Origin of the sequence: Rhizobium johnstonii 3841, assembly GCF_000009265.1 — a bacterium.
GTDB classification, from domain to species: domain Bacteria; phylum Pseudomonadota; class Alphaproteobacteria; order Rhizobiales; family Rhizobiaceae; genus Rhizobium; species Rhizobium acaciae.
Genome location: NC_008379.1, coordinates 55911 through 73247 on the forward strand (window position 1 = coordinate 55911; position 17337 = coordinate 73247).

General features: G+C 61.5%; 20 protein-coding genes. 11 read left to right on the plus strand and 9 right to left on the minus strand.

From position 1 onward, the window contains the following. Positions 1-17: 17 nt before the first annotated feature. From RL_RS26145 to RL_RS26155, 3 genes are all read right to left on the minus strand, one after another. Positions 18-1316, minus strand: a complete 1299-nt coding sequence (locus RL_RS26145) for an O-antigen ligase family protein (RefSeq protein ID WP_011649588.1) — start codon at positions 1314-1316, stop codon at positions 18-20. Between the two features lie 299 nt (positions 1317-1615). Continuing rightward, on the minus strand, positions 1616-1867 hold the full coding sequence (locus RL_RS26150) for a hypothetical protein (protein WP_003549579.1): 252 nt from the start codon (positions 1865-1867) through the stop codon (positions 1616-1618). A 53-nt stretch (positions 1868-1920) separates the two neighbouring features. After that, entirely contained in the window at positions 1921-2325 is a 405-nt protein-coding gene (locus RL_RS26155) for a DUF2934 domain-containing protein (RefSeq protein WP_028743343.1), read from the minus strand. 268 nt (positions 2326-2593) lie between these two features. Here RL_RS26155 and RL_RS26160 point away from each other — a divergent pair, with 268 nt between their 5' ends. Further along, complete coding sequence (locus RL_RS26160) at positions 2594-3316, plus strand: GntR family transcriptional regulator (RefSeq protein ID WP_011649591.1); 723 nt, start codon at positions 2594-2596, stop codon at positions 3314-3316. A gap of 44 nt (positions 3317-3360) precedes the next feature. Further along, complete coding sequence (gene uxuA, locus RL_RS26165) at positions 3361-4548, plus strand: mannonate dehydratase (protein WP_011649592.1); 1188 nt, start codon at positions 3361-3363, stop codon at positions 4546-4548. 267 nt (positions 4549-4815) lie between these two features. Here the strand turns inward: uxuA and RL_RS26170 are convergent, their stop codons facing one another. After that, positions 4816-5463 carry a TetR/AcrR family transcriptional regulator gene (locus RL_RS26170; protein WP_011649593.1) on the minus strand — a complete coding sequence of 216 codons (648 nt, stop codon included), beginning with the start codon at positions 5461-5463 and terminating at the stop codon, positions 4816-4818. A gap of 134 nt (positions 5464-5597) precedes the next feature. Between RL_RS26170 and RL_RS26175 the strand changes: the two genes are divergently transcribed. Both RL_RS26175 and RL_RS26180 read left to right on the plus strand, forming a co-directional pair. Next, positions 5598-6782, plus strand: a complete 1185-nt coding sequence (locus tag RL_RS26175) for an HlyD family secretion protein (protein ID WP_011649594.1) — start codon at positions 5598-5600, stop codon at positions 6780-6782. Between the two features lie 25 nt (positions 6783-6807). Continuing rightward, positions 6808-8397 carry an MDR family MFS transporter gene (locus RL_RS26180; RefSeq protein WP_011649595.1) on the plus strand — a complete coding sequence of 530 codons (1590 nt, stop codon included), beginning with the start codon at positions 6808-6810 and terminating at the stop codon, positions 8395-8397. A 48-nt stretch (positions 8398-8445) separates the two neighbouring features. Here the strand turns inward: RL_RS26180 and RL_RS26185 are convergent, their stop codons facing one another. Continuing rightward, a complete protein-coding gene (locus tag RL_RS26185) occupies positions 8446-9315 on the minus strand; it encodes an aldose 1-epimerase family protein (RefSeq protein ID WP_028743341.1) in 870 nt (289 codons plus the stop codon). A gap of 97 nt (positions 9316-9412) precedes the next feature. Beyond that, entirely contained in the window at positions 9413-9742 is a 330-nt protein-coding gene (locus tag RL_RS26190) for a DUF6665 family protein (protein ID WP_032993230.1), read from the minus strand. Positions 9743-9947: 205 nt separating this feature from the next. Here RL_RS26190 and RL_RS26195 point away from each other — a divergent pair, with 205 nt between their 5' ends. The 4 genes from RL_RS26195 (at position 9948) to RL_RS37120 (ending at position 12976) form a co-directional block, all read left to right on the plus strand. Beyond that, a complete protein-coding gene (locus RL_RS26195) occupies positions 9948-11570 on the plus strand; it encodes an ABC-F family ATP-binding cassette domain-containing protein (protein ID WP_011649598.1) in 1623 nt (540 codons plus the stop codon). A 102-nt stretch (positions 11571-11672) separates the two neighbouring features. Further along, a complete protein-coding gene (locus tag RL_RS26200; RefSeq protein ID WP_011649599.1) occupies positions 11673-12065 on the plus strand; it encodes a VOC family protein in 393 nt (130 codons plus the stop codon). 56 nt (positions 12066-12121) lie between these two features. Further along, positions 12122-12712, plus strand: a complete 591-nt coding sequence (locus RL_RS26205) for a hypothetical protein (protein ID WP_011649600.1) — start codon at positions 12122-12124, stop codon at positions 12710-12712. A 99-nt stretch (positions 12713-12811) separates the two neighbouring features. Further along, complete coding sequence (locus RL_RS37120; protein WP_003549551.1) at positions 12812-12976, plus strand: DUF1328 domain-containing protein; 165 nt, start codon at positions 12812-12814, stop codon at positions 12974-12976. Positions 12977-13058: 82 nt separating this feature from the next. Here the strand turns inward: RL_RS37120 and RL_RS26215 are convergent, their stop codons facing one another. Together RL_RS26215 and RL_RS26220 are read right to left on the minus strand one after the other, a co-directional pair. Further along, complete coding sequence (locus RL_RS26215) at positions 13059-13418, minus strand: hypothetical protein (RefSeq protein WP_011649601.1); 360 nt, start codon at positions 13416-13418, stop codon at positions 13059-13061. Positions 13419-13438: 20 nt separating this feature from the next. Then, positions 13439-13687: a membrane protein gene (locus RL_RS26220; RefSeq protein WP_003549546.1), complete on the minus strand. Its 249-nt coding sequence runs from the start codon at positions 13685-13687 to the stop codon at positions 13439-13441. Between the two features lie 565 nt (positions 13688-14252). On the opposite strand from RL_RS26220, the gene RL_RS26225 reads away from it, so the two are divergent. Then, positions 14253-14774 (plus strand): DUF992 domain-containing protein, encoded by a 522-nt coding sequence (locus RL_RS26225; protein WP_011649602.1) that lies wholly within the window; start codon positions 14253-14255, stop codon positions 14772-14774. Positions 14775-14875: 101 nt separating this feature from the next. Then, the gene (locus tag RL_RS26230) at positions 14876-15343 is read left to right on the plus strand and encodes a GNAT family N-acetyltransferase (protein WP_028743340.1); all 468 of its coding nucleotides are present in this window, start codon (positions 14876-14878) and stop codon (positions 15341-15343) included. Positions 15344-15375: 32 nt separating this feature from the next. Here the strand turns inward: RL_RS26230 and RL_RS26235 are convergent, their stop codons facing one another. Further along, entirely contained in the window at positions 15376-16305 is a 930-nt protein-coding gene (locus RL_RS26235; RefSeq protein WP_011649604.1) for a LysR family transcriptional regulator, read from the minus strand. A gap of 72 nt (positions 16306-16377) precedes the next feature. Here RL_RS26235 and RL_RS26240 point away from each other — a divergent pair, with 72 nt between their 5' ends. Beyond that, a complete protein-coding gene (locus tag RL_RS26240; RefSeq protein WP_011649605.1) occupies positions 16378-17295 on the plus strand; it encodes a DMT family transporter in 918 nt (305 codons plus the stop codon). Positions 17296-17337: the final 42 nt, after the last annotated feature.

Here is a 17337-nt window from a genome sequence, read left to right on the forward strand (position 1 = left end):
TTAAGGGGTGCCGGACGTCAGCTCCGAACGACGGGCGCAAAGCCCGTGCTGCCGCGATCCGCACAAATAAGGGCGACCATGTAGGCGAAGATCGGATCCAAAGCTTTCTGATTGAACATAATGCCAAAGCTGCCCGTGATGACGTAGCTGCTGAACAGCAGAAGAGCGAGCGCAATCGCTAAATCCCGGCCCGGTCCCGCTTCTTTTCTCCACGCGCCGATCACGGGCGTCAGCAGCATCAGCGAAAGCGCTGCAATGCCGAAAACGCCGGCGTCGATTCCCGCGGTCAGAAAGCCGTTATGGACATGCGAGTAAGGCAGCTTCGGCCTTATATTATCGGGAAGCTCTGCCAAAACCGAAGCCATCCGGTTCTGCGGGCCATAACCCGTCAACGGGTCCTTACTGATTGCTGATAGTGCGCCTTTGTACAAGGCGAACCGGGCACTCAGCGACGTGATCTCGCCGTCGGTGCGTTCGAGCGATGTCAGATTTTCCTGAAGCGCCTGGATGCGATGAAGGATCTGGCCGCTGCCCAGGGTGATAAGTCCCGCCAACAGCAAGGAGCTGGTAATAGCCAGGCTGCGCAAACTCAGATGGAAGCTGTGTTTGCGAAAGTACCAGAGGAAGATGACGATATGGATGGGAATGACCAGCCAGGCCGAGCGCGTTCCGGAAAGCAGGACGCAGCCTAGACCCGCGGCATATCCCAATATCGCAATTCTTTGCTCCACGCTTCTGGGAGATTGAACGTTGAGAAGCGCAATGCCGCCGAAAAGAACGCCTATGACGCCCAGGAGTGCTGCGTTCGAAGTCCCGGCCTCTGCCCTCTCCATCAGAAACATGATCTGCAGGAGACTGAAAAGAAAGGTGACGATCATGCCGATGCCTGCGCCGAGGATAAAGAGCGGCACGAGACTGCCATCGGGAGATTGGCGCATCCGCGGCAATATCAGCCAGACCGAAAAGAAAGGCAGAAGCCGGAATATCCAGTCCAGTTCTTCGGAGTAAGGCGGGTTGATGAAGATGCTCGCGATCATCACCAGCGGGTAGATCGACATGCCAATGGCCACCAGCCGGTCGGATTTCGACAAGTTCAAGGCGAGGCTGCCCGTGGCCAGACAGTAGGCGCCCCATACCATCGACGCGAGGAGGATGAAGGAGTTAAAGTTCGGCGAAAGCCCTGGAAGGATCGCAAAGAGAAAGACCGCAATGCGGTTGTTTCGGTCGAGTGCACTTCCGGCCTCATTCCCGGGATAAAGCACCGCCATCTTGAGTTGTCTGAAATAATTCACTTTGCCGGTCCTGACCGTGGCCATACTGCCTCGCTAAGGATCGCGATCACGGCTGTCAAGCTGTGATGACGGTGCAATCTGTGGCTTTATTTGACGTGGTATTCCGGCAACAGTCGTCTGGACAGACGTGGTTCTGTTCGATGATGGGTGACAAAGGGGTACGAAGGTAAGACCGGCTTCAACAGAAAACACGTCTGGGGTGCGGGCGTGATGTGAAGGTTTGATAGCCAGCAGCCGACGAGCGTATCGAGAGAAAGAAGGCGGCATCATCGCGATCGGCGAAGACCCGATGCATGCGCCTCGTTGAAGTGACGCGGCTGCCGCTACCGCCAATATGGGCGTGTCGAACCTTCCGCCGACGATCGACCAAGGAGATATCCAAGCCCGAATGCGACAATGCCGGTAGTGAGCAGCAATGCGCTTGCGGTATGCGGGTGCTCTCTGGCACCGAAGGCGACGGCATAAGCCTCACGTTTCATCTCTCTGGCTGCCGACTTCGCGACCTTGGTCAATCCCTCCGGCTGCTCAGCCGGCGTTCCGGTGAATCCGGCGTTCAAGTTCTGTTTGTCGGTCATGTCGACGACCTTTCTTAATGACAAGAGGTCTGAGATTGGCGCGAGGCGGAAAGTCAATCCTGCTCGCGTGTGCCGGGAGAGGCTTCGCGTTGATCGGCGTCCTCGAGATCGGTCTTGACGAGGAATGCATCGGTATGTTCGCGCGAGGCCTCTCGCAATGCTGCGAGGTTTGGAGGATCATCGGCTTCGCCCTGCTGTGCATCGAGTTCATGTTCGGCCAGGGTCCAGTGATGCCCGTGCTTGCCTTCCGGCCTCCCTTCATTCTCCCACAGGGAATATGCCCTTCCTCGGATCTCCTCCTCGCGGCTGGCTGCTGGCGACCCGCCGCTCAGCCTGTCGATTTGGTTTGCGGCTCGCGGAGCCATCTTCCGTCCGCCTGCGTCCGCGGCGGGTGGAGTTTTCGACCGGCCGCCGTCAGTCGTATTTTCGCTTGTCTTGCGTGGTGCTGGCTTTTTCATGAGAGTCTCCTTGCGGATCTCAACCAACTTGGCCGATCTAAGTTCCAAACAAAGAGTGCCTCGGCGTAGAGATCGGCTTTCCATAGGTCTATGCCGTTCACCCGCGCTGTCGCACCGTAATTACCGTTCAATGTTTTTGTCTCGAGCCCGCGGCCCGCCGGTCGACTTGCTCAATTCGTGAAGCGCCGAACCTTGAACGGCATGTCTTGGCACGGCGATAAAACTGATATACTAGTATGCCACGGAGTTTCAGCGTCCCGGTATATTCATGCAGCAAGCATCAGAAACCGAAGTTTTGGTCGTCCCGGCATCGCGGGAGGACGGGGGTAGGCTGCGCCGTATCACCACGGCCGGCGCCATCTACGATCGCCTCTATGCCGACATCGTGTCGTTACGGATGCCGCCTGGCATGCTGTTGCAGGAAAAGCGGATCGCCGATGATTTCGGCGTCAGCCGCACGCCGGTACGCGAGGCGCTGCTCCGGCTTTCCGAAGGCGGACTGGTCGATATCTACCCGCAGTCGGGCACCGTCGTGTCGCGGGTGCCTGTCTCGGCGATCCCTGAGGCGGTCGTCGTGCGCAAGGCGCTCGAAGGCGCGACAGTCGATGCTGCGGCTCTGACCGCGACGACCGCCGATATCGCCCGTCTCGACGCCATCATTGCCCGGCAGCGGGCGCATGCCGCGACCGGCAATGCCTCGGGCTTCCATGAGGAGGACGAGGCCTTCCATGAGGCGATCACGCAGATATCGGGTTATCCCGGCATCTGGGCAATCCTGAAAACGGTCAAGGTGCAGATCGACCGGGCACGGCGCCTGACGTTACCGGTGCTTGGGCGCATGGATAATGTCGTGCAGGAACACATGATCATCCGCGATGCGCTGGCCGCCCATGATGCGGCGGCGGCACGCAGTGCGATGATCCATCATCTGAGTGCCGTCATTCCCGATGTCGACGAGTTGCGCGCGCGTTACCCCCATTATTTCTGCTGACGGCAGGCCAACACGAAACGAAAAGCGAGAGGGAAGGAAGAAGGATGCGACAGGGTTGGAGATGGTTCGGACCGGAAGCGCCGGTGACGCTGGATGATGTCCGCCAGACGGGCGCGACGAATATCGTCTCTTCGCTGCATCAGGTGCCGATCGGCAGGGCCTGGACGGAGAAGGAAGTGCGCGATCGCCAGTCTCTGATCGAGACGACGCCTGGCGACCGCTCGCCGCTCGTCTGGTCGGTGGTCGAGAGCATCCCGATCCCCGATGCCGTCAAGCGCAAGGGCGGGGAGGCAAAGGCCGAAATCGAGGCGTGGATCGCCAGTCTCGAAGCGGTCGCCGCCTGTGGCATTCCGATCGTCTGCTATAATTTCATGCCGGTGGTGGACTGGACCCGCACCGAACTCGATTTCGTGACGCCGACCGGCGCCACCGCCATGCGCTTCGACCACGAGCGTTTTGCAGCCTTCGATCTCTTCATTCTGGAACGGCCGGATGCGGCGCAGCACTATTCCAGCGAAGACCGCGAACGGGCGCGTACCGTCTTCGAGGCGATGACGGACGACGAGGTCGCCGACATCACCCGCATCATCACCTCGGCCCTGCCGGGGTCAACCACCGAACCTCTGACCATTCCGGCTTTCCGCGAAAAGCTCGTCGCCTATAGTGGCATCGATGCCGCAAGACTGCGCCGGCACCTGATCGAATTCCTGGAGGCGGTGACGCCGGCTGCCGAAGCCCGCGGCGTCAAGCTGACGCTGCATCCCGATGATCCGCCGCGTTCGCTGTTCGGCCTGCCGCGCATTGCCTCGACGGCGGACGACTATGCCGCTCTCTTCGATGCGGTGCCGTCGGCGGCGAACGGCATGTGTTATTGCACCGGCAGCCTCGGCGTCCGCGCCGAAAACGATCTGCCGGCGATCGCCCGACGCTTTGCCTCGCGCATCCACTTCGCCCATCTGCGCGCCACGACGCGCGAGGGTGACGGCCGGACATTCCATGAAAGCGCCCATCTGGAAGGCGACGTCGATATGGTCGCCGTTCTCAGCGAACTGGTCGCGGAAGACCGCCGCCGCAGTCCCGAAGACACCATGGTGTTCCGATCGGACCATGGCCATCGCATGCTCGACGACCTCGACAAGGTCGTCACACCAGGCTACCCGGCAATCGGCCGCATGCGCGGCCTCGCCGAACTGCGCGGCATCCTGCATGCGCTGGGCGCTCCGCCAAACTGAGGCGTTGTCTCTGGCCGAGGAGGGGCAAGACGTTGCCACTTGTCTCTTCTCCCCAGCGGGGAGAAGTGCCGGAGCGATAGCGAGGCGATGAGGGGGCTTCACGGCATACCGCTCAATATTGCCCTTCGCTTGCGCTCAGTGCACTCGCTCCTATCGTCGCTCGCCCCCTCATCTGCCCTTCGGGCATCTTCTCCCCGCTGGGGAGAAGGGAGAGCAAGTGCTCACCCGTAAACAAAAATCATTACGCTCTGAAGCCCGAGCGATGCTTCAGAGCGCGCAACCTTTCAGGAAAAGATCGGCGCACATCTTCGCCCGCGCCTGGATCGCCTCGATCTTCGGCGGCGTTTCCTGGCGCAGGATCGCCGCGCGCTGCGGCTCCATGGTCATCATGCCGCGCAGCATGCCGCAGGCCAAGTGCGGATCGTCGAGTGCAATAAGGCCGCGGTCGACCTGCAAGCGCAGCCAGTTTTCCATCAGCGCGTTGGTGCGCAGGATCGCCTGTTCGTAGAAGGATGTGGCGATCTCCGGAAAACGGTCCGACTCGGCGATGACAAGGCGCATGATGGTGACCGTATCTTCAGAAAGCGTCAGCATGCCGTAGGCCGTCAGCATGCGCTCCAGTCCATCTCTCAGATCGGCGGCGGCAAGCATCGGGGGATCGAGCGCCAGCAGGAAGCGGCTGATACGCTCGGAGACCACGCTGGCGAAGAGATCGGCCTTGGTCGGAAACAGCCGGTAGAGCGTCTTTGTGGAAACACCAGCCTCCTGGGCGATCGTGGCAATGCTTGCCGCCGCGTAGCCGTTATCGTGAAACTGGGTGTCTGCCGCTTCGACGATCAGGTTCCTGGTGTCGTCGTCACAGCGTAACTGCGGCCTGCCTCTCGGCCTCTTCTCAATTTGTTGATTTTGGACCACGATGATTTTCCAAATTCCTATTGACATCCATTTTATAGTGCATATTTTGGAAAACATCAAGTTTCCTAAATAGGATTTTACTCGAATTCAGAGGCCGCAGCCCAAGAGACGGCGACCCGTCCAGGAGAGAGACAATGACCATCAAGAAGCTGCATGCCTTGAACAACAATACCGCCGTCGAAACCACTGCCGAAGCCGCTCCCGCGAGCCTAGATGCCGGCAAGACGCCGCGCGTTGCCGAGGCCGCCGCACCCATTGCCGAAGAAAAACCCGCCCGCAAGCGCGGCGGCCGTTCCCTGCTTCTCGGCGCCACCGCGCTCGTGCTGATCGCCGCCGGCGCCTATTACGGCCATGATTACTGGACGGTCGGTCGCTTCCATATCTCGACCGACGATGCCTATGTGAAGGCCGACAACAGCACCATCGCCCCCAAGGTATCAGGCTATCTTGCCGAAGTCCTCGTCATGGATAACGAGACGGTGAAGGCCGGTCAGCCGCTCGCCCGTATCGACGATCGCGACTTCAAGGCAGCCCTCGATCAGGCCAGCGCCGATGTCGCTGCCGCCGAAGCCACCGTCAACGCCAAGCAGGCTTCTCTCGATATCCAGCAGTCGACGATTGCCGCCGCCCGCGCGACCGTCGATGTCGACCGCGCCAATGAGACCTTTGCCGAGCAGAACAACAAGCGTTATTCGAACCTCGCCACCAGCGGCTATGCCCCGGTCCAGACGGCACAGCAGGCCGCCTCGCAGATCGCTGCCGCCCAGGCCTCGATCGTCCGCGACAGCGCCTCGCTCGATGCCGCCGTCAAGCAGGTCGATCTGCTGAACGCCGAGCTGGCCCAGGCAAAGGCCGCCCTTGCCCGCAGCCAAGCTGTCCAGCACCAGGCCGAGCTCAACCTTTCCTATGCAACGATCACGGCCCCCGTCGACGGCACCGTCGGCAACCGGACGCTGCGCGTCGGCCAATATGTCCAGGCCGGCACCCAGCTGATGTCGGTCGTGCCGACGACAGCTGCCTATGTCATCGCTAACTATAAGGAAACCCAGCTCACCGACGTCAAGGCCGGCCAGCCTGTCGATATCGAGGTCGATATGTTCCCTGGCCGCACCTATCACGGCCATGTCGACAGCCTCGCTCCGGCAAGCGGCCAGGAATTCGCGCTGCTGCCGCCTGACAACGCCACCGGCAACTTCACCAAGGTCGTCCAACGCATTCCTGTGAAGATCGTGCTCGACGGTGACGCCGCCGCGAACGGCGACCTGCGCCCCGGCATGTCCGTGCAACCAAGCATCGATACCAAGAACGACCGCAGCTAGGGCCGGGGGACGAGGAGTTCGTGTCATGTCCACCATTGCAGCAACAGCCATCGCCGTTCCGCAGCCGAAAACCGGCGCCAGCACCAGGGAATGGATCGCCGTTCTCGCCGGCATGATCGGCGCCTTCATGGCGATCCTCAACATCCAGATCACCAATGCCTCGCTTCTCGACATCGAGGGCGGCATCGGAACAGGCGTCGACAATGGCGCCTGGATCTCCACCTCCTACCTGATCGGCGAGATCGTCGTCATCCCGCTGACGGCCTATTTCAGCAACGTCTTCTCTTTCCGCCGTTATATCCTCGTCAATTCCGTCCTCTTTCCGCTGTTTTCGATCGGCTGTGCCTTCGCCCATGATCTCGGCACGATGATCGTGCTGCGCGGCCTGCAGGGTTTTGCCGGCGGCGTGCTGATCCCCATGGCCTTCACCATGGTGCTGACCAAGCTGCCGAAGCATCAGCAGCCGCTCGGCCTTGCGGCCTTCGCGCTCTCGGTCACCTTCGCACCGGCGATCGGCCCGACCATCGGCGGTTATCTCACCGAAAACTACGGCTGGCAGACGATCTTCTTCATCAACGCCGTCCCGAGCGCCATCATGGCGGTAGCCCTTGCCCTGACGCTCGACAAGCAGCCGATGCAGCTCGGCCTGCTCCGGGAAGGCGACTGGGCGGGGATCATCAGCATGGCGATCGGCCTCTCGGCATTGCAGACGGTGCTTGAGGAAGGCAACAAGGAGGACTGGTTCTCCTCGCCCTTCATCGTCAAGCTCAGCATCCTCGCCTTCGTCTTCCTCGTCGCCTTCATCTGGATCGAGCTCACGGTGGAGAAGCCGCTGGTCAAGCTGCGGCTGCTGAAGCAGCGTAACTTCGGCATCGGCGTTGCCGTCAACGTGCTGGTCGGCGTCGCCCTCTTCGGCACCGTCTATATCCTGCCGCAATATCTCGGCCAGGTGCAGCGCTATAATGCCGAGCAGATCGGCAATGTGCTGGCCTGGACCGGCCTGCCGCAGCTGCTTTTGATCCCGCTCGTGCCGATGATGATGAAGCGCTTCGATGCGCGGTATATCGGCTTCCTCGGCATCTCGATCTTTGCGATAAGCTGCTTCATGAACATCACGTTGTCAGCCGATACGGCTGGCGACCAATTCTGGATTCCGAACATCATCCGCGCCATCGGCCAGGCCCTGGTGCTGACGCCGATCACTGCCATCACCACCGCCGGCATCGCGCCTTCGGATGCGGCCGCCGCCTCGGGCCTGACCAACATGCTGCGCAATCTCGGCGGCGCCGTCGGCACGGCAACGCTCGGCACGGTGCTGACCAAACGCGAGCAGTTCCACTCGAACATCATCGGCCAGTCGGTGACGCTCGGCCGCGATGAAGTCCGCACCCGTCTCGACCAATTGACAGGCTACTTCGTGCAGCATGGTGTCTCCGACCATGCCGTCGCAGCCCAGAAAGCCGTCGTGGCGCTTGGCCAGGTCGTCAAACGCCAGGCCCTCATCCTCGGTTTTGCCGATACCTTCGCCGTCATCGGCGTGGTTCTTGCCATTGCAGCCGTCGCCCTACTGCTCACCCAGAAACCGCGGGCCGGCGGTGGCGCCGGCGCTCACTGAAATATCGGCGCTCGCCCGGCTTGCCGGCGAGCGCTTTCCGCTGCCTTCCTATTGCGGAATTTCGACCGTGAAGGCAAAGCTCGCCACGGCGCCCGGCGCCAGGATCGTGGTCGACGGTCTCTTCGACAGCTCGCTCGAAGCTCCCGCTTCCGCGGCCGTTCCATGCCAAGGCTCGATGCAGAGGAAGGGCGCGCCCGGCTTGGTCCACAGCGCAAGATTGGGCAGGTTCTTGAAATGGAACCGCATGGCCGGGCCACCTTCGGAGCCATACGCCAGGCCTTCGCCCGCACCATCAGGGAAAATCATTGCATCCTGTTCGAACATCGAATGATCGAGCACAAGCCGGCCAGCATTAAACGGCGAGGGCAGGGGCGCGGGATTGATGAGGCCGCCTTCCAGCCGCACAAGTGCGGGTTCGCCCTTGTTGTCGAGCGTCACGATATGGTCGCGCCCGGAAGCCCCCGGCAATGGCCAGGCGAAGGCCGAATGGAAGCCGAGCCCGAACGGCATCGGCTTTGGGTCGCGATTGGTGACCTCCGCCGTGACGGTCAACGCCCGGCCCTCGACCGCATGCACCACGGCCAGCTGAAAATCAAACGGATAGACCGCCCGCGTCGCTTCGGAGGCGGCCAGTTCGAACCGGCACATCGTCTCAGTGGAGGCCGCAAGCGCGAATTCGCTGCGGCGGGCAAAGCCATGCTGGGCCATCGGGTAGACCGTACCGTCGATCGCGATCTTGTCGTCCGGCGCCTTGCCGACGATCGGAAACAGGATCGGCGACCGCCCGGTCCAGAAGGCTGCATCGCCCGTCCAAAGCCACGAGCGTCCGTCGCCTGAGGTGAGCGCCTGCATCTCGGCGCCGAGGGAGGAGACATCGACGGTGAGATCCTGATTCCCGATCCGGATGGAGATTGGCATCGCGTTTCCTTTCGCATTGGTGCGGCACCCAGCCATACCGTTCCGCGCCGGGGATTTCCACCCAATAGCGAGGCTGCCACACCAGCCGTTGCCCTCGTTATTTCCGGATTGCGCCCAATCTGGCGATCACTTCATTCGGGATGCCGTAGCGCTGGATGGCGTCGCGGTTGTTCCGCAAGCCGCAGATCTCACGCTGGATGAAGAACGCCCAGACGGCGTCGGATGCGTCGTCGAGAAGCCTTTCGCGGTCTTCGGCGCTCTGGCGATCGGCAGCCCAGGCCTTCAGGGCGGCAAGGGCCGCCTCCACCTTCAGTCCGTGACGTCCAAGCGAATCCGCGCGTTCTGACATCAGCTCGTATTCGAGGACGTTGAAGCCGTTTCTATCCTGCTCGGATTGTAGGAAGGACTGCGGCGGACGAACGCTCATTGGCACAGGTCTCCGGTGGCGTGAGCCGCGATATTAGCCAATCCTGTTCCAAATTAAAGAAGGTGGGCATGATGTCGTTCGAAAACCGCTCATGCCTTTCGGCATCATACTCTTGATCGAGAGGGTGGGAAACAGGGCTATCCCCCGGTTTCCCCGCATGGCATAAGCGCGCCAAAATCTCCTTCTCCGGGCTCCCGCGCAAACCATGATCCGTATCGAAAACATCAGCAAGCAGCTCAGCCACCGCATCCTCTTCATCGAGGCGTCCGCAGCCCTCAACAGAGGCGAGAAGATCGGTCTCGTCGGCCCGAACGGCGCCGGCAAGACGACCGTCTTCCGGATGATCAACGGCGAGGAACAGCCCGACGAGGGGCAGGTCTCCTGCGAGAAGGGCGTCACCATCGGTTATTTCAACCAGGATGTCGGCGAAATGGCGGGCCATAGCGCCGTCGCCGAGGTGATGAACGGCGCAGGTCCGGTCAGCATCGTTGCCGGCGAATTGCGCGAGCTCGAGGCGGCCATGGCCGACCCCGAGCAAGCCGACTACATGGAAGAGATCATCGAGCGCTACGGCGAGGTGCAGGCGCGCTATGAGGAGTTGGACGGTTATGCTCTCGAGGGCCGCGCCCGCGAAGTGCTCGCCGGCCTGAGCTTCAGCCAGGAAATGATGGACGGCGATGTCGGCGCGCTGTCGGGCGGCTGGAAGATGCGCGTGGCGCTCGCCCGTATCCTCCTCATGCGCCCCGACGTCATGCTGCTCGACGAGCCGAGCAACCATCTGGATTTGGAAAGCCTGATCTGGCTGGAGGAATTTCTGAAAGGCTACGAGGGCGCGCTGCTGATGACCTCGCACGACCGCGAGTTCATGAACCGCATCGTCACCAAGATCATCGAGATCGACGGCGGCACGCTGACGGCCTATTCTGGCGACTATGAATTCTACGAGCAGCAGCGGGCGCAGAACGAGAAGCAGCAGCAGGCCCAGTTCGAACGCCAGCAGGCAATGCTCGCCAAGGAGATCAAGTTCATTGAGCGCTTCAAGGCGCGCGCCTCCCATGCCTCGCAGGTGCAGAGCCGCGTGAAGAAGCTGGAGAAGATCGACCGGGTGGAGCCGCCCAAGCGCCGCCAGTCGGTCGCCTTCGATTTCCAGCCCGCACCGCGTTCCGGCGAGGACGTGGTCAGCCTGAAGAACGTCCACAAGAAATACGGCAGCCGCAGCATCTACGAGGGGCTGGATTTCATGGTGCGGCGCCGGGAACGCTGGTGCATCATGGGCATCAACGGCGCCGGCAAGTCGACGCTGTTGAAACTGGTGACGGGCACCGCCGAGCCCGACGAAGGCAGCGTCGCGCTGGGCGCCAGCGTCAAGATGGGCTATTTCGCCCAGCACGCCATGGATATTCTCGACGGCGAGCACACCGTCTTCCAATCGTTGGAACACCGGTTTCCCCAAGCAGGGCAGGGGCCTTTGCGTGCGCTGGCCGGATGTTTCGGCTTCTCCGGCGACGATATCGAGAAGCGGTGCCGGGTGCTGTCAGGCGGTGAGAAGGCGCGGCTGGTCATGGCAATGATGCTGTTCGACCCGCCGAACCTGCTCGTGCTCGACGAGCCGACGAACCATCTCGACCTCGACACCAAGGAAATGCTGATCAAGGCGCTGTCGCAATATGAGGGCACCATGCTGTTCGTTTCGCACGATCGGCATTTCCTGGCCGCACTCTCCAACCGGGTGCTGGAGCTGACGCCCGACGGCATTCACCAATATGGCGGCGGCTACACGGAATATGTGGCGCGCACCGGCCATGAAGCGCCTGGCCTCAGGAGCTGACGGCTTTTTTCGCTGCGGCATGTCGAAACCGTGAGGCTCGAAGCGACCAGCAGAGAGCCGGCCGGCGATATCGACTGAATGGCCGGAGCAACGGAGGAAGAGATGTCCAGGCTGTTAGACAGGATCGAGGTTATCACCCTGTTCGTCGATGATATCGACGAGGCCAAAGCCTTCTACCAGAAGGTCTTTGCACCTGAGTCCGTCTACGAGGACGCGGTGTCCTCGGTGCTGAAATTCTCAGGGACGATGGTCAACCTGCTGAAAGTGACGGAAGCGCCGCAACTGGTCGAGCCATCGACAGTGGCCGCGCCGCGTTCCGGCGCGCGTATCCTGCTGACGATCAAGGTCGACGACGTCGATGCTGCCTGCGCCGAGCTGCGCAGACTTGGGGTAACGCTGCTCAATGGCCCCATCGATCGTCCATGGGGTCGCCGTACCGCAGCCTTTGCGGACCCGTCGGGCCATGCCTGGGAAGTTGCGCAGGAATTGGATTAGTCAGCACAGCTGGTGAAAGTCGGCTCAATGGCAAACATTGCGGCCGCCTTGCCACGATGATGACCAAATTCCGTGGTGTTCGGAGGCCTCTTCATGCAATCGGGGACGGGCGCATCGGCATGGACTGGATCAATCGTTATATCGATCAGCCGCTACTGCACGGCGCGGCGGGTTTGCTGCGGAGTTGGCATCTCCGCACGCGGCAACCGCCGGAGCTGCTGGAGCCGACGTGGAATCTCGTTGTGCTCTCCTTTCTTCTGATCGCGAGCGGGCAGTTCATGGCCGGTCGGACTTTCACGCTCAGTGTTGCCGCGCTGGTCATGCTGGCGCTGCCGTCCGCGCGAAAGCTGCTTTCGGCTGTGAAGGCAGGGCAAGGCGGTTACGGCGCCCGGGAGTACAAGTCGCTGAGAGCGCGCGCCATCGCCAAACGTGAGGCGGAGTGGTCGGTGCGGATCATCGTCCTGTTCGCATCGGCCTGCCTTCCGTTCATCGCCCGCATCGACGATCCGGTGGGAGCCTGTTTCATGCTGGGAGCCAGCATCTGGTTTGTGCTTACCGGGCCGCTCAAGGCCTATCTCGACGCAGCCGAACCTCCCGAGCCGAATGAAGGCGACCGGACGTACAGCGGCGTCTTTCACGTCGGCTGAAATCAGCCGGAGCCACGTTGCATGTGCCGGCCATGAGACGGACGGGAACCAAATGGGGCGGCCTCCGTTATCTCCGCAGCAACGTAAAAGGAGATTGCGATGCTTTATTACGCTCTGGTGTTTCTCGTCGTGGCCTTGATTGCCGGCGTCCTCGGATTTGGCGGCATCGCAGGGGCTTCAGCTTCCATTGCCCAGGTTCTGTTCTTCATTTTCCTGGTGCTGTTCGTCGTATCGCTCGTCATGCGACTGATGCGAAAAGTATAACGCGGACAGATTAAAGTATAAAAACCCGGCGAAACACGTTGCCGGGTTTTTCTTTATTGCCACACTCGGTTTGACGTCTACATCACTGAAGGTTTCCGTCCCGGTCGTGGTCGGCGGTCGCGAAATCCGACATCACCCGCTGCATGAATTCGGTTCGGCTGATGCGGCCGTTGTGGTTCGCGTCGGTCAAAGTGAATTGCTCGACCGTCAGGATCTGCACCGTCTCGTCGGACTGCAGGCTGCCGTCCTTGTTCTTGTCGAGACTTCCGAAAGCTGTGCCCATGAAGGTCTCGTATTCCGAACGGTCGACGGCCTTGCTGGCATTGCCGTCGAGCCGGTCCATCTGGCCCTGATGCATCGATCCGGGCTGTTGCTGCTGTTGCGCCACTGCCCCAACACATTGGCACAGGATGAGTGTCGTCGCGAAAGCCAAGGTTTTCATCGTTTGCTATCCCTCCCCAATTATCGGCAAGCTAGGCGGTTGCCTACGAAACCGCCGCCGCCTATGCCGGCGCCGATAGCAAGCACCTGCCCGGTTCCGGCGCCGATCGTACTGCCGATCAAGCCACCGACAATCGCGCCGCCGACCGTTCCCGCGATGCAGCCGAATTCGGAATTACGATCCGAGACGGCCTGCGAAGTCGGCCCGGACTGGCAGGCGGAGACGGCAAGGCATCCCGCCAGTATGATGTTTGTCTTGCGTATGCGCATCTTTCCCTCCCGATAAATTACCCGCTATCTCCAATAGAGATGAGCGGGCGTACGATTGTCCGGCCCCCGCGAAAATATCGCCTGATTATATTTCTCAAATTCAGACTTGGTTTCTGTTCGAACAGAAGCAGTTTTCCGGACAGCAAGCGGAAATTCTGTGGCAATGCCAAGCAATCATGCCGTTTCCTCTCCAGTTGCAGTGCTGCATGGAGAGTATTTTCAAATAGTACAGCTATCTATACGGCATGGCAACCTTCGCGATCATCGATCGCCTATCCAAATGGGGCGCCTGCAATTTGACGGCGATCAGGATCGTGCCTTTCCGGCAACCATCCCTGACAACATCGTGAAATAACCGGATGACGCGAAAAGATGCCTTCGAAATGTCCCAATGGGAGCTGAACCGTAAGCGTGTTTGTCGCCTGCGCCCTCCCATGCGCTTTGACATGCGATGCGTAAATGATGCCGGGTCGGGAGCGTTTTGCGGTTCCGTCCGTTATCTGTTGCCGAATCTGGTGGCGAGTAGCCGGGTATGCTCCCGTCACGATTTGAGAAGGAGAAACTTATGAAAAAAATTCTTGCGACGGCGTTTGCCGCGGTATCGTTGACGTTTGTCGGCGCTGCGGCGGTCAATGCCGCCGATCTCGGCACTAGGACATATGAAGAGCCGGACCTGCGCAATGGCGTGAAGATCGGTTACCTCACCTGCGATATCGGCGGCGGCACGGGTTACGTGCTCGGTTCCTCCAAAGAGGCAGACTGCATCTTCCAGTCGACCGTCGGCAACGAACTTTCGGATCGTTATACGGGTGAAATGAGAAAGCTCGGCATCGACCTTGGCTTCACCACGCGCAGCCGCCTGATCTGGGCCGTGTTCGCGCCGACGGCCGGCTACCACCGCGGATCGCTCGCCGGCCTCTATGTCGGCGCCACCGCCGAAGCGACGCTCGGCGCCGGTGTCGGCGCCAATCTCCTGGTTGGCGGCACTTCCGGTTCGATCCATCTGCAGACGGTCAGCCTGACCGGTCAGCTCGGCCTAAACGTTGCGGCCGGCAGCGCCTCGATGACGCTGACGGCAGCGAATTGATATGCCTTTTCGGTGCCTCCTGCCGTATGACGGCAAGGGGGCGCCATCTCTTCTGAGGCGCGATTTCGCGCCCTCGCATGCCCAAGCCGGATCACGACATGATGGATATTCGAATGGCAACGCCCGACGAGGACGAGATCCTGGTGGGGCACTATCTGAAGATCTGGGACAGCTACGGCACACCACCAGAACACTACAGGCCGGATGCGGCGGCGCAGATCTTGTCTTTCATCAGAAGCGGTCGCGAAGAGCGCCGCCTGGCCTCGTTCCTTGCCATCATCGACGGTGACATTGCCGGTTCCGCCTCCTGCCAGCTGCACCGATCGCCCTTTCCGGAGGTCATCCGGCCGGAACAGCGGCTGCACGGTTACATCTGGTCCGTCTATGTTGCCGACGCCTTCCGCCGGCGCGGCATCGCACTGGCGTTGACCAACAAGGCTGTCGACTATCTGAAATCGATCGGCTGCACCACCGCCGTCATTCATGCCTCGGATCCAGGCGAACCCGTCTATCGCACCGCTGGGTTCGAACTGGCGAAGGAAATGCGCCTGAAGTTTTCGGCGGAGTAGCGACCGGCGATCGCCGGAGCCCAGCTTTCCGCCTACGCTTTCGCTCGGCCGGGTGCGATAAAAGTAGCGATCGTCGCCTTGTCATGGCCGGCCTCGCGCAGGAAGCGGCTTGCGAATTCGATGGCAGGGCTTCTCAGGGCCTCGTCCGGTCTAATCAGGTGAAAGGCCACATGGTAATCGAGCGTCCGCTCCGACACCGCCACGACGCGCCCGGTGGCCAGCGCGGCATCCGACAGCGGCGGCCGCGCGAGCGCTATCCCGAGGCCCTGGGCGCAGGCATCGATCACTAGATTGTAGTCCTCGAAGCGCCGATCGTGGCCGCGCGGTATATAGTCGACGCCCTCACGAGAGAGCCAACGCCGCCAGCCTTCAATATTCGAATCGTGCAGGATCGGCAGATCGAGCAGCGCCAAGGCATCGGAGCGTTGCCCGAGCCGCTCCGCCAGCGCCGGGGCGGCGATCGGAAACGATTTCTCCTGCCAGAGCGGCAGGGCGCGCACGCCGGCCCATGGTCCCTTGCCGCAGCGAATGGCAAGATCCGTGCCTTCGCCGAAATCGGCCAGCCGGTGCTCAAGCGTCAGCTCGACATGCAGCTCGTTTCCTTCAAGCTTCGGCAGGCGTTGAAACAGCCATAGAGAGGCGACAGAGGGCGTCACCGAAAGGCGCACCACCGCCTTGTTGCGGCGAGGCAGCCAGCGTTCGCCGCTATTGCCGAGTAGCGTAAGCGCTTCTTCCGCCCGCGCGAAAAACCGCATGCCTTCCGGCGTCAGGCGCACGCCGCGGGCTTCGCGCGCAAACAGGCGAACGCCCATCCAGCGCTCCAGCCGTGAAACCTGGCGCGACACTGCGCCGTGGGTGATGCCGCTTTCCGCAGCGGCAGCCGAAAACGATCCCAGCCGCGCGGCGCGGGCAAAGGTCTCGAGCGTATCGAGCGGCGGAAGCACTGGTGAGCTGTGAACCATACGCACATTTGATCATCGATTGCGATGCTTTTCAAGCACGCATCGAAGGCCTAATCACTGTCGCAGCAACATATGGAGGCGAAAATGAGCATGGCGGCAAGCGCACCGATTTCGACGAAACAGCAAGGCGGGTTCGATCTGGTGGCCTTTGCGGCGATCGTCGTCACCATCCTTTCCTGGGCTTCCTCCTTCGTGGTGATCCGCATCTGTCTCGGGCCGCTGACGCCGATCGAACTGGCGACGGCGCGCTATGTGGCAGCCGGCGCCATCGCCCTCGTCTATCTCGTCATCTATCGGCCGATGCCGGAAAAACGCGATTTTTTCCGCCTCTCCGTTGCCGCCGTGCTCTTCATCGCCGCCTATGCGGTTCTGTTGAACACCGGCGAGCAGACCGTTGCGGCAGGACCGGCGAGCTTCATCATCAACACCATGCCCGTCTTCACCGCCCTCATTGCCACATTCGCGCTCGGCGAGCGCTTCGGCCGCTGGGGCTGGGTGGGCACCGCGGTTTCCTTCGGCGGCGTGGCGTTGATTGCGGTCGCTTCCGACGGCGGCTTCAAGCTCGATCCGAATGCCGTCCTCATCCTCGGCGCAGCGCTCTGCTCGGCGATCGCCAGCGTGCTGCAGAAGCCGCTGCTCGGACGGCTGCCGGCGCTTGCCGTCACTGCATGGATCCTGCTCATCGGTTCCGTGCCGCTGTTTCCGGCCGTCCCGGCGACCATCCAGGCGCTGGCCGCCGCACCGGCGGAGGTGAACTGGGGCGTTGCCTATCTCGTTATCTTTCCGACCGCGATCGGCTACCTCACCTGGGCGATCGCCCTGAAGCGGCTGACGGCCGCCCGTGCCTCGAATTTCCTCTACGGCGTTCCCCCGGTCGCCACGCTGATCGGGTTCGTCTGGCTGGGCGAAACGCCGACGGCGCTCGGCGCGGTCGGTGGCGTCATGGCAATCCTCGGCGTGCTCGTCGTCAACCTGATGCGGAAGCGGTAGCGCCGAATTCAGGCCGTGAAGGCGGCCTGGTAACAGTTAGGC

Excerpts from the sequence above, each read along its gene's own strand:
- RL_RS26235 (WP_011649604.1), bottom strand. The coding sequence starts at position 16,305 with ATGGTTCACAGCTCACCAGTGCTTCCGCCGCTCGATACGCTCGAGACC.
- RL_RS26240 (WP_011649605.1), top strand. The coding sequence starts at position 16,378 with ATGGAGGCGAAAATGAGCATGGCGGCAAGCGCACCGATTTCGACGAAA.
- RL_RS26215 (WP_011649601.1), bottom strand. The coding sequence starts at position 13,418 with ATGAAAACCTTGGCTTTCGCGACGACACTCATCCTGTGCCAATGTGTT.
- RL_RS26205 (WP_011649600.1), top strand. The coding sequence starts at position 12,122 with ATGATGACCAAATTCCGTGGTGTTCGGAGGCCTCTTCATGCAATCGGG.
- RL_RS26200 (WP_011649599.1), top strand. The coding sequence starts at position 11,673 with ATGTCCAGGCTGTTAGACAGGATCGAGGTTATCACCCTGTTCGTCGAT.
- RL_RS26180 (WP_011649595.1), top strand. The coding sequence starts at position 6,808 with ATGTCCACCATTGCAGCAACAGCCATCGCCGTTCCGCAGCCGAAAACC.
- RL_RS26150 (WP_003549579.1), bottom strand. The coding sequence starts at position 1,867 with ATGACCGACAAACAGAACTTGAACGCCGGATTCACCGGAACGCCGGCT.
- RL_RS37120 (WP_003549551.1), top strand. The coding sequence starts at position 12,812 with ATGCTTTATTACGCTCTGGTGTTTCTCGTCGTGGCCTTGATTGCCGGC.
- RL_RS26155 (WP_028743343.1), bottom strand. The coding sequence starts at position 2,325 with ATGAAAAAGCCAGCACCACGCAAGACAAGCGAAAATACGACTGACGGC.
- RL_RS26225 (WP_011649602.1), top strand. The coding sequence starts at position 14,253 with ATGAAAAAAATTCTTGCGACGGCGTTTGCCGCGGTATCGTTGACGTTT.
- RL_RS26175 (WP_011649594.1), top strand. The coding sequence starts at position 5,598 with ATGACCATCAAGAAGCTGCATGCCTTGAACAACAATACCGCCGTCGAA.
- RL_RS26160 (WP_011649591.1), top strand. The coding sequence starts at position 2,594 with ATGCAGCAAGCATCAGAAACCGAAGTTTTGGTCGTCCCGGCATCGCGG.
- RL_RS26145 (WP_011649588.1), bottom strand. The coding sequence starts at position 1,316 with ATGGCCACGGTCAGGACCGGCAAAGTGAATTATTTCAGACAACTCAAG.
- RL_RS26195 (WP_011649598.1), top strand. The coding sequence starts at position 9,948 with ATGATCCGTATCGAAAACATCAGCAAGCAGCTCAGCCACCGCATCCTC.
- uxuA (WP_011649592.1), top strand. The coding sequence starts at position 3,361 with ATGCGACAGGGTTGGAGATGGTTCGGACCGGAAGCGCCGGTGACGCTG.
- RL_RS26190 (WP_032993230.1), bottom strand. The coding sequence starts at position 9,742 with ATGAGCGTTCGTCCGCCGCAGTCCTTCCTACAATCCGAGCAGGATAGA.
- RL_RS26230 (WP_028743340.1), top strand. The coding sequence starts at position 14,876 with ATGGATATTCGAATGGCAACGCCCGACGAGGACGAGATCCTGGTGGGG.
- RL_RS26185 (WP_028743341.1), bottom strand. The coding sequence starts at position 9,315 with ATGCCAATCTCCATCCGGATCGGGAATCAGGATCTCACCGTCGATGTC.
- RL_RS26220 (WP_003549546.1), bottom strand. The coding sequence starts at position 13,687 with ATGCGCATACGCAAGACAAACATCATACTGGCGGGATGCCTTGCCGTC.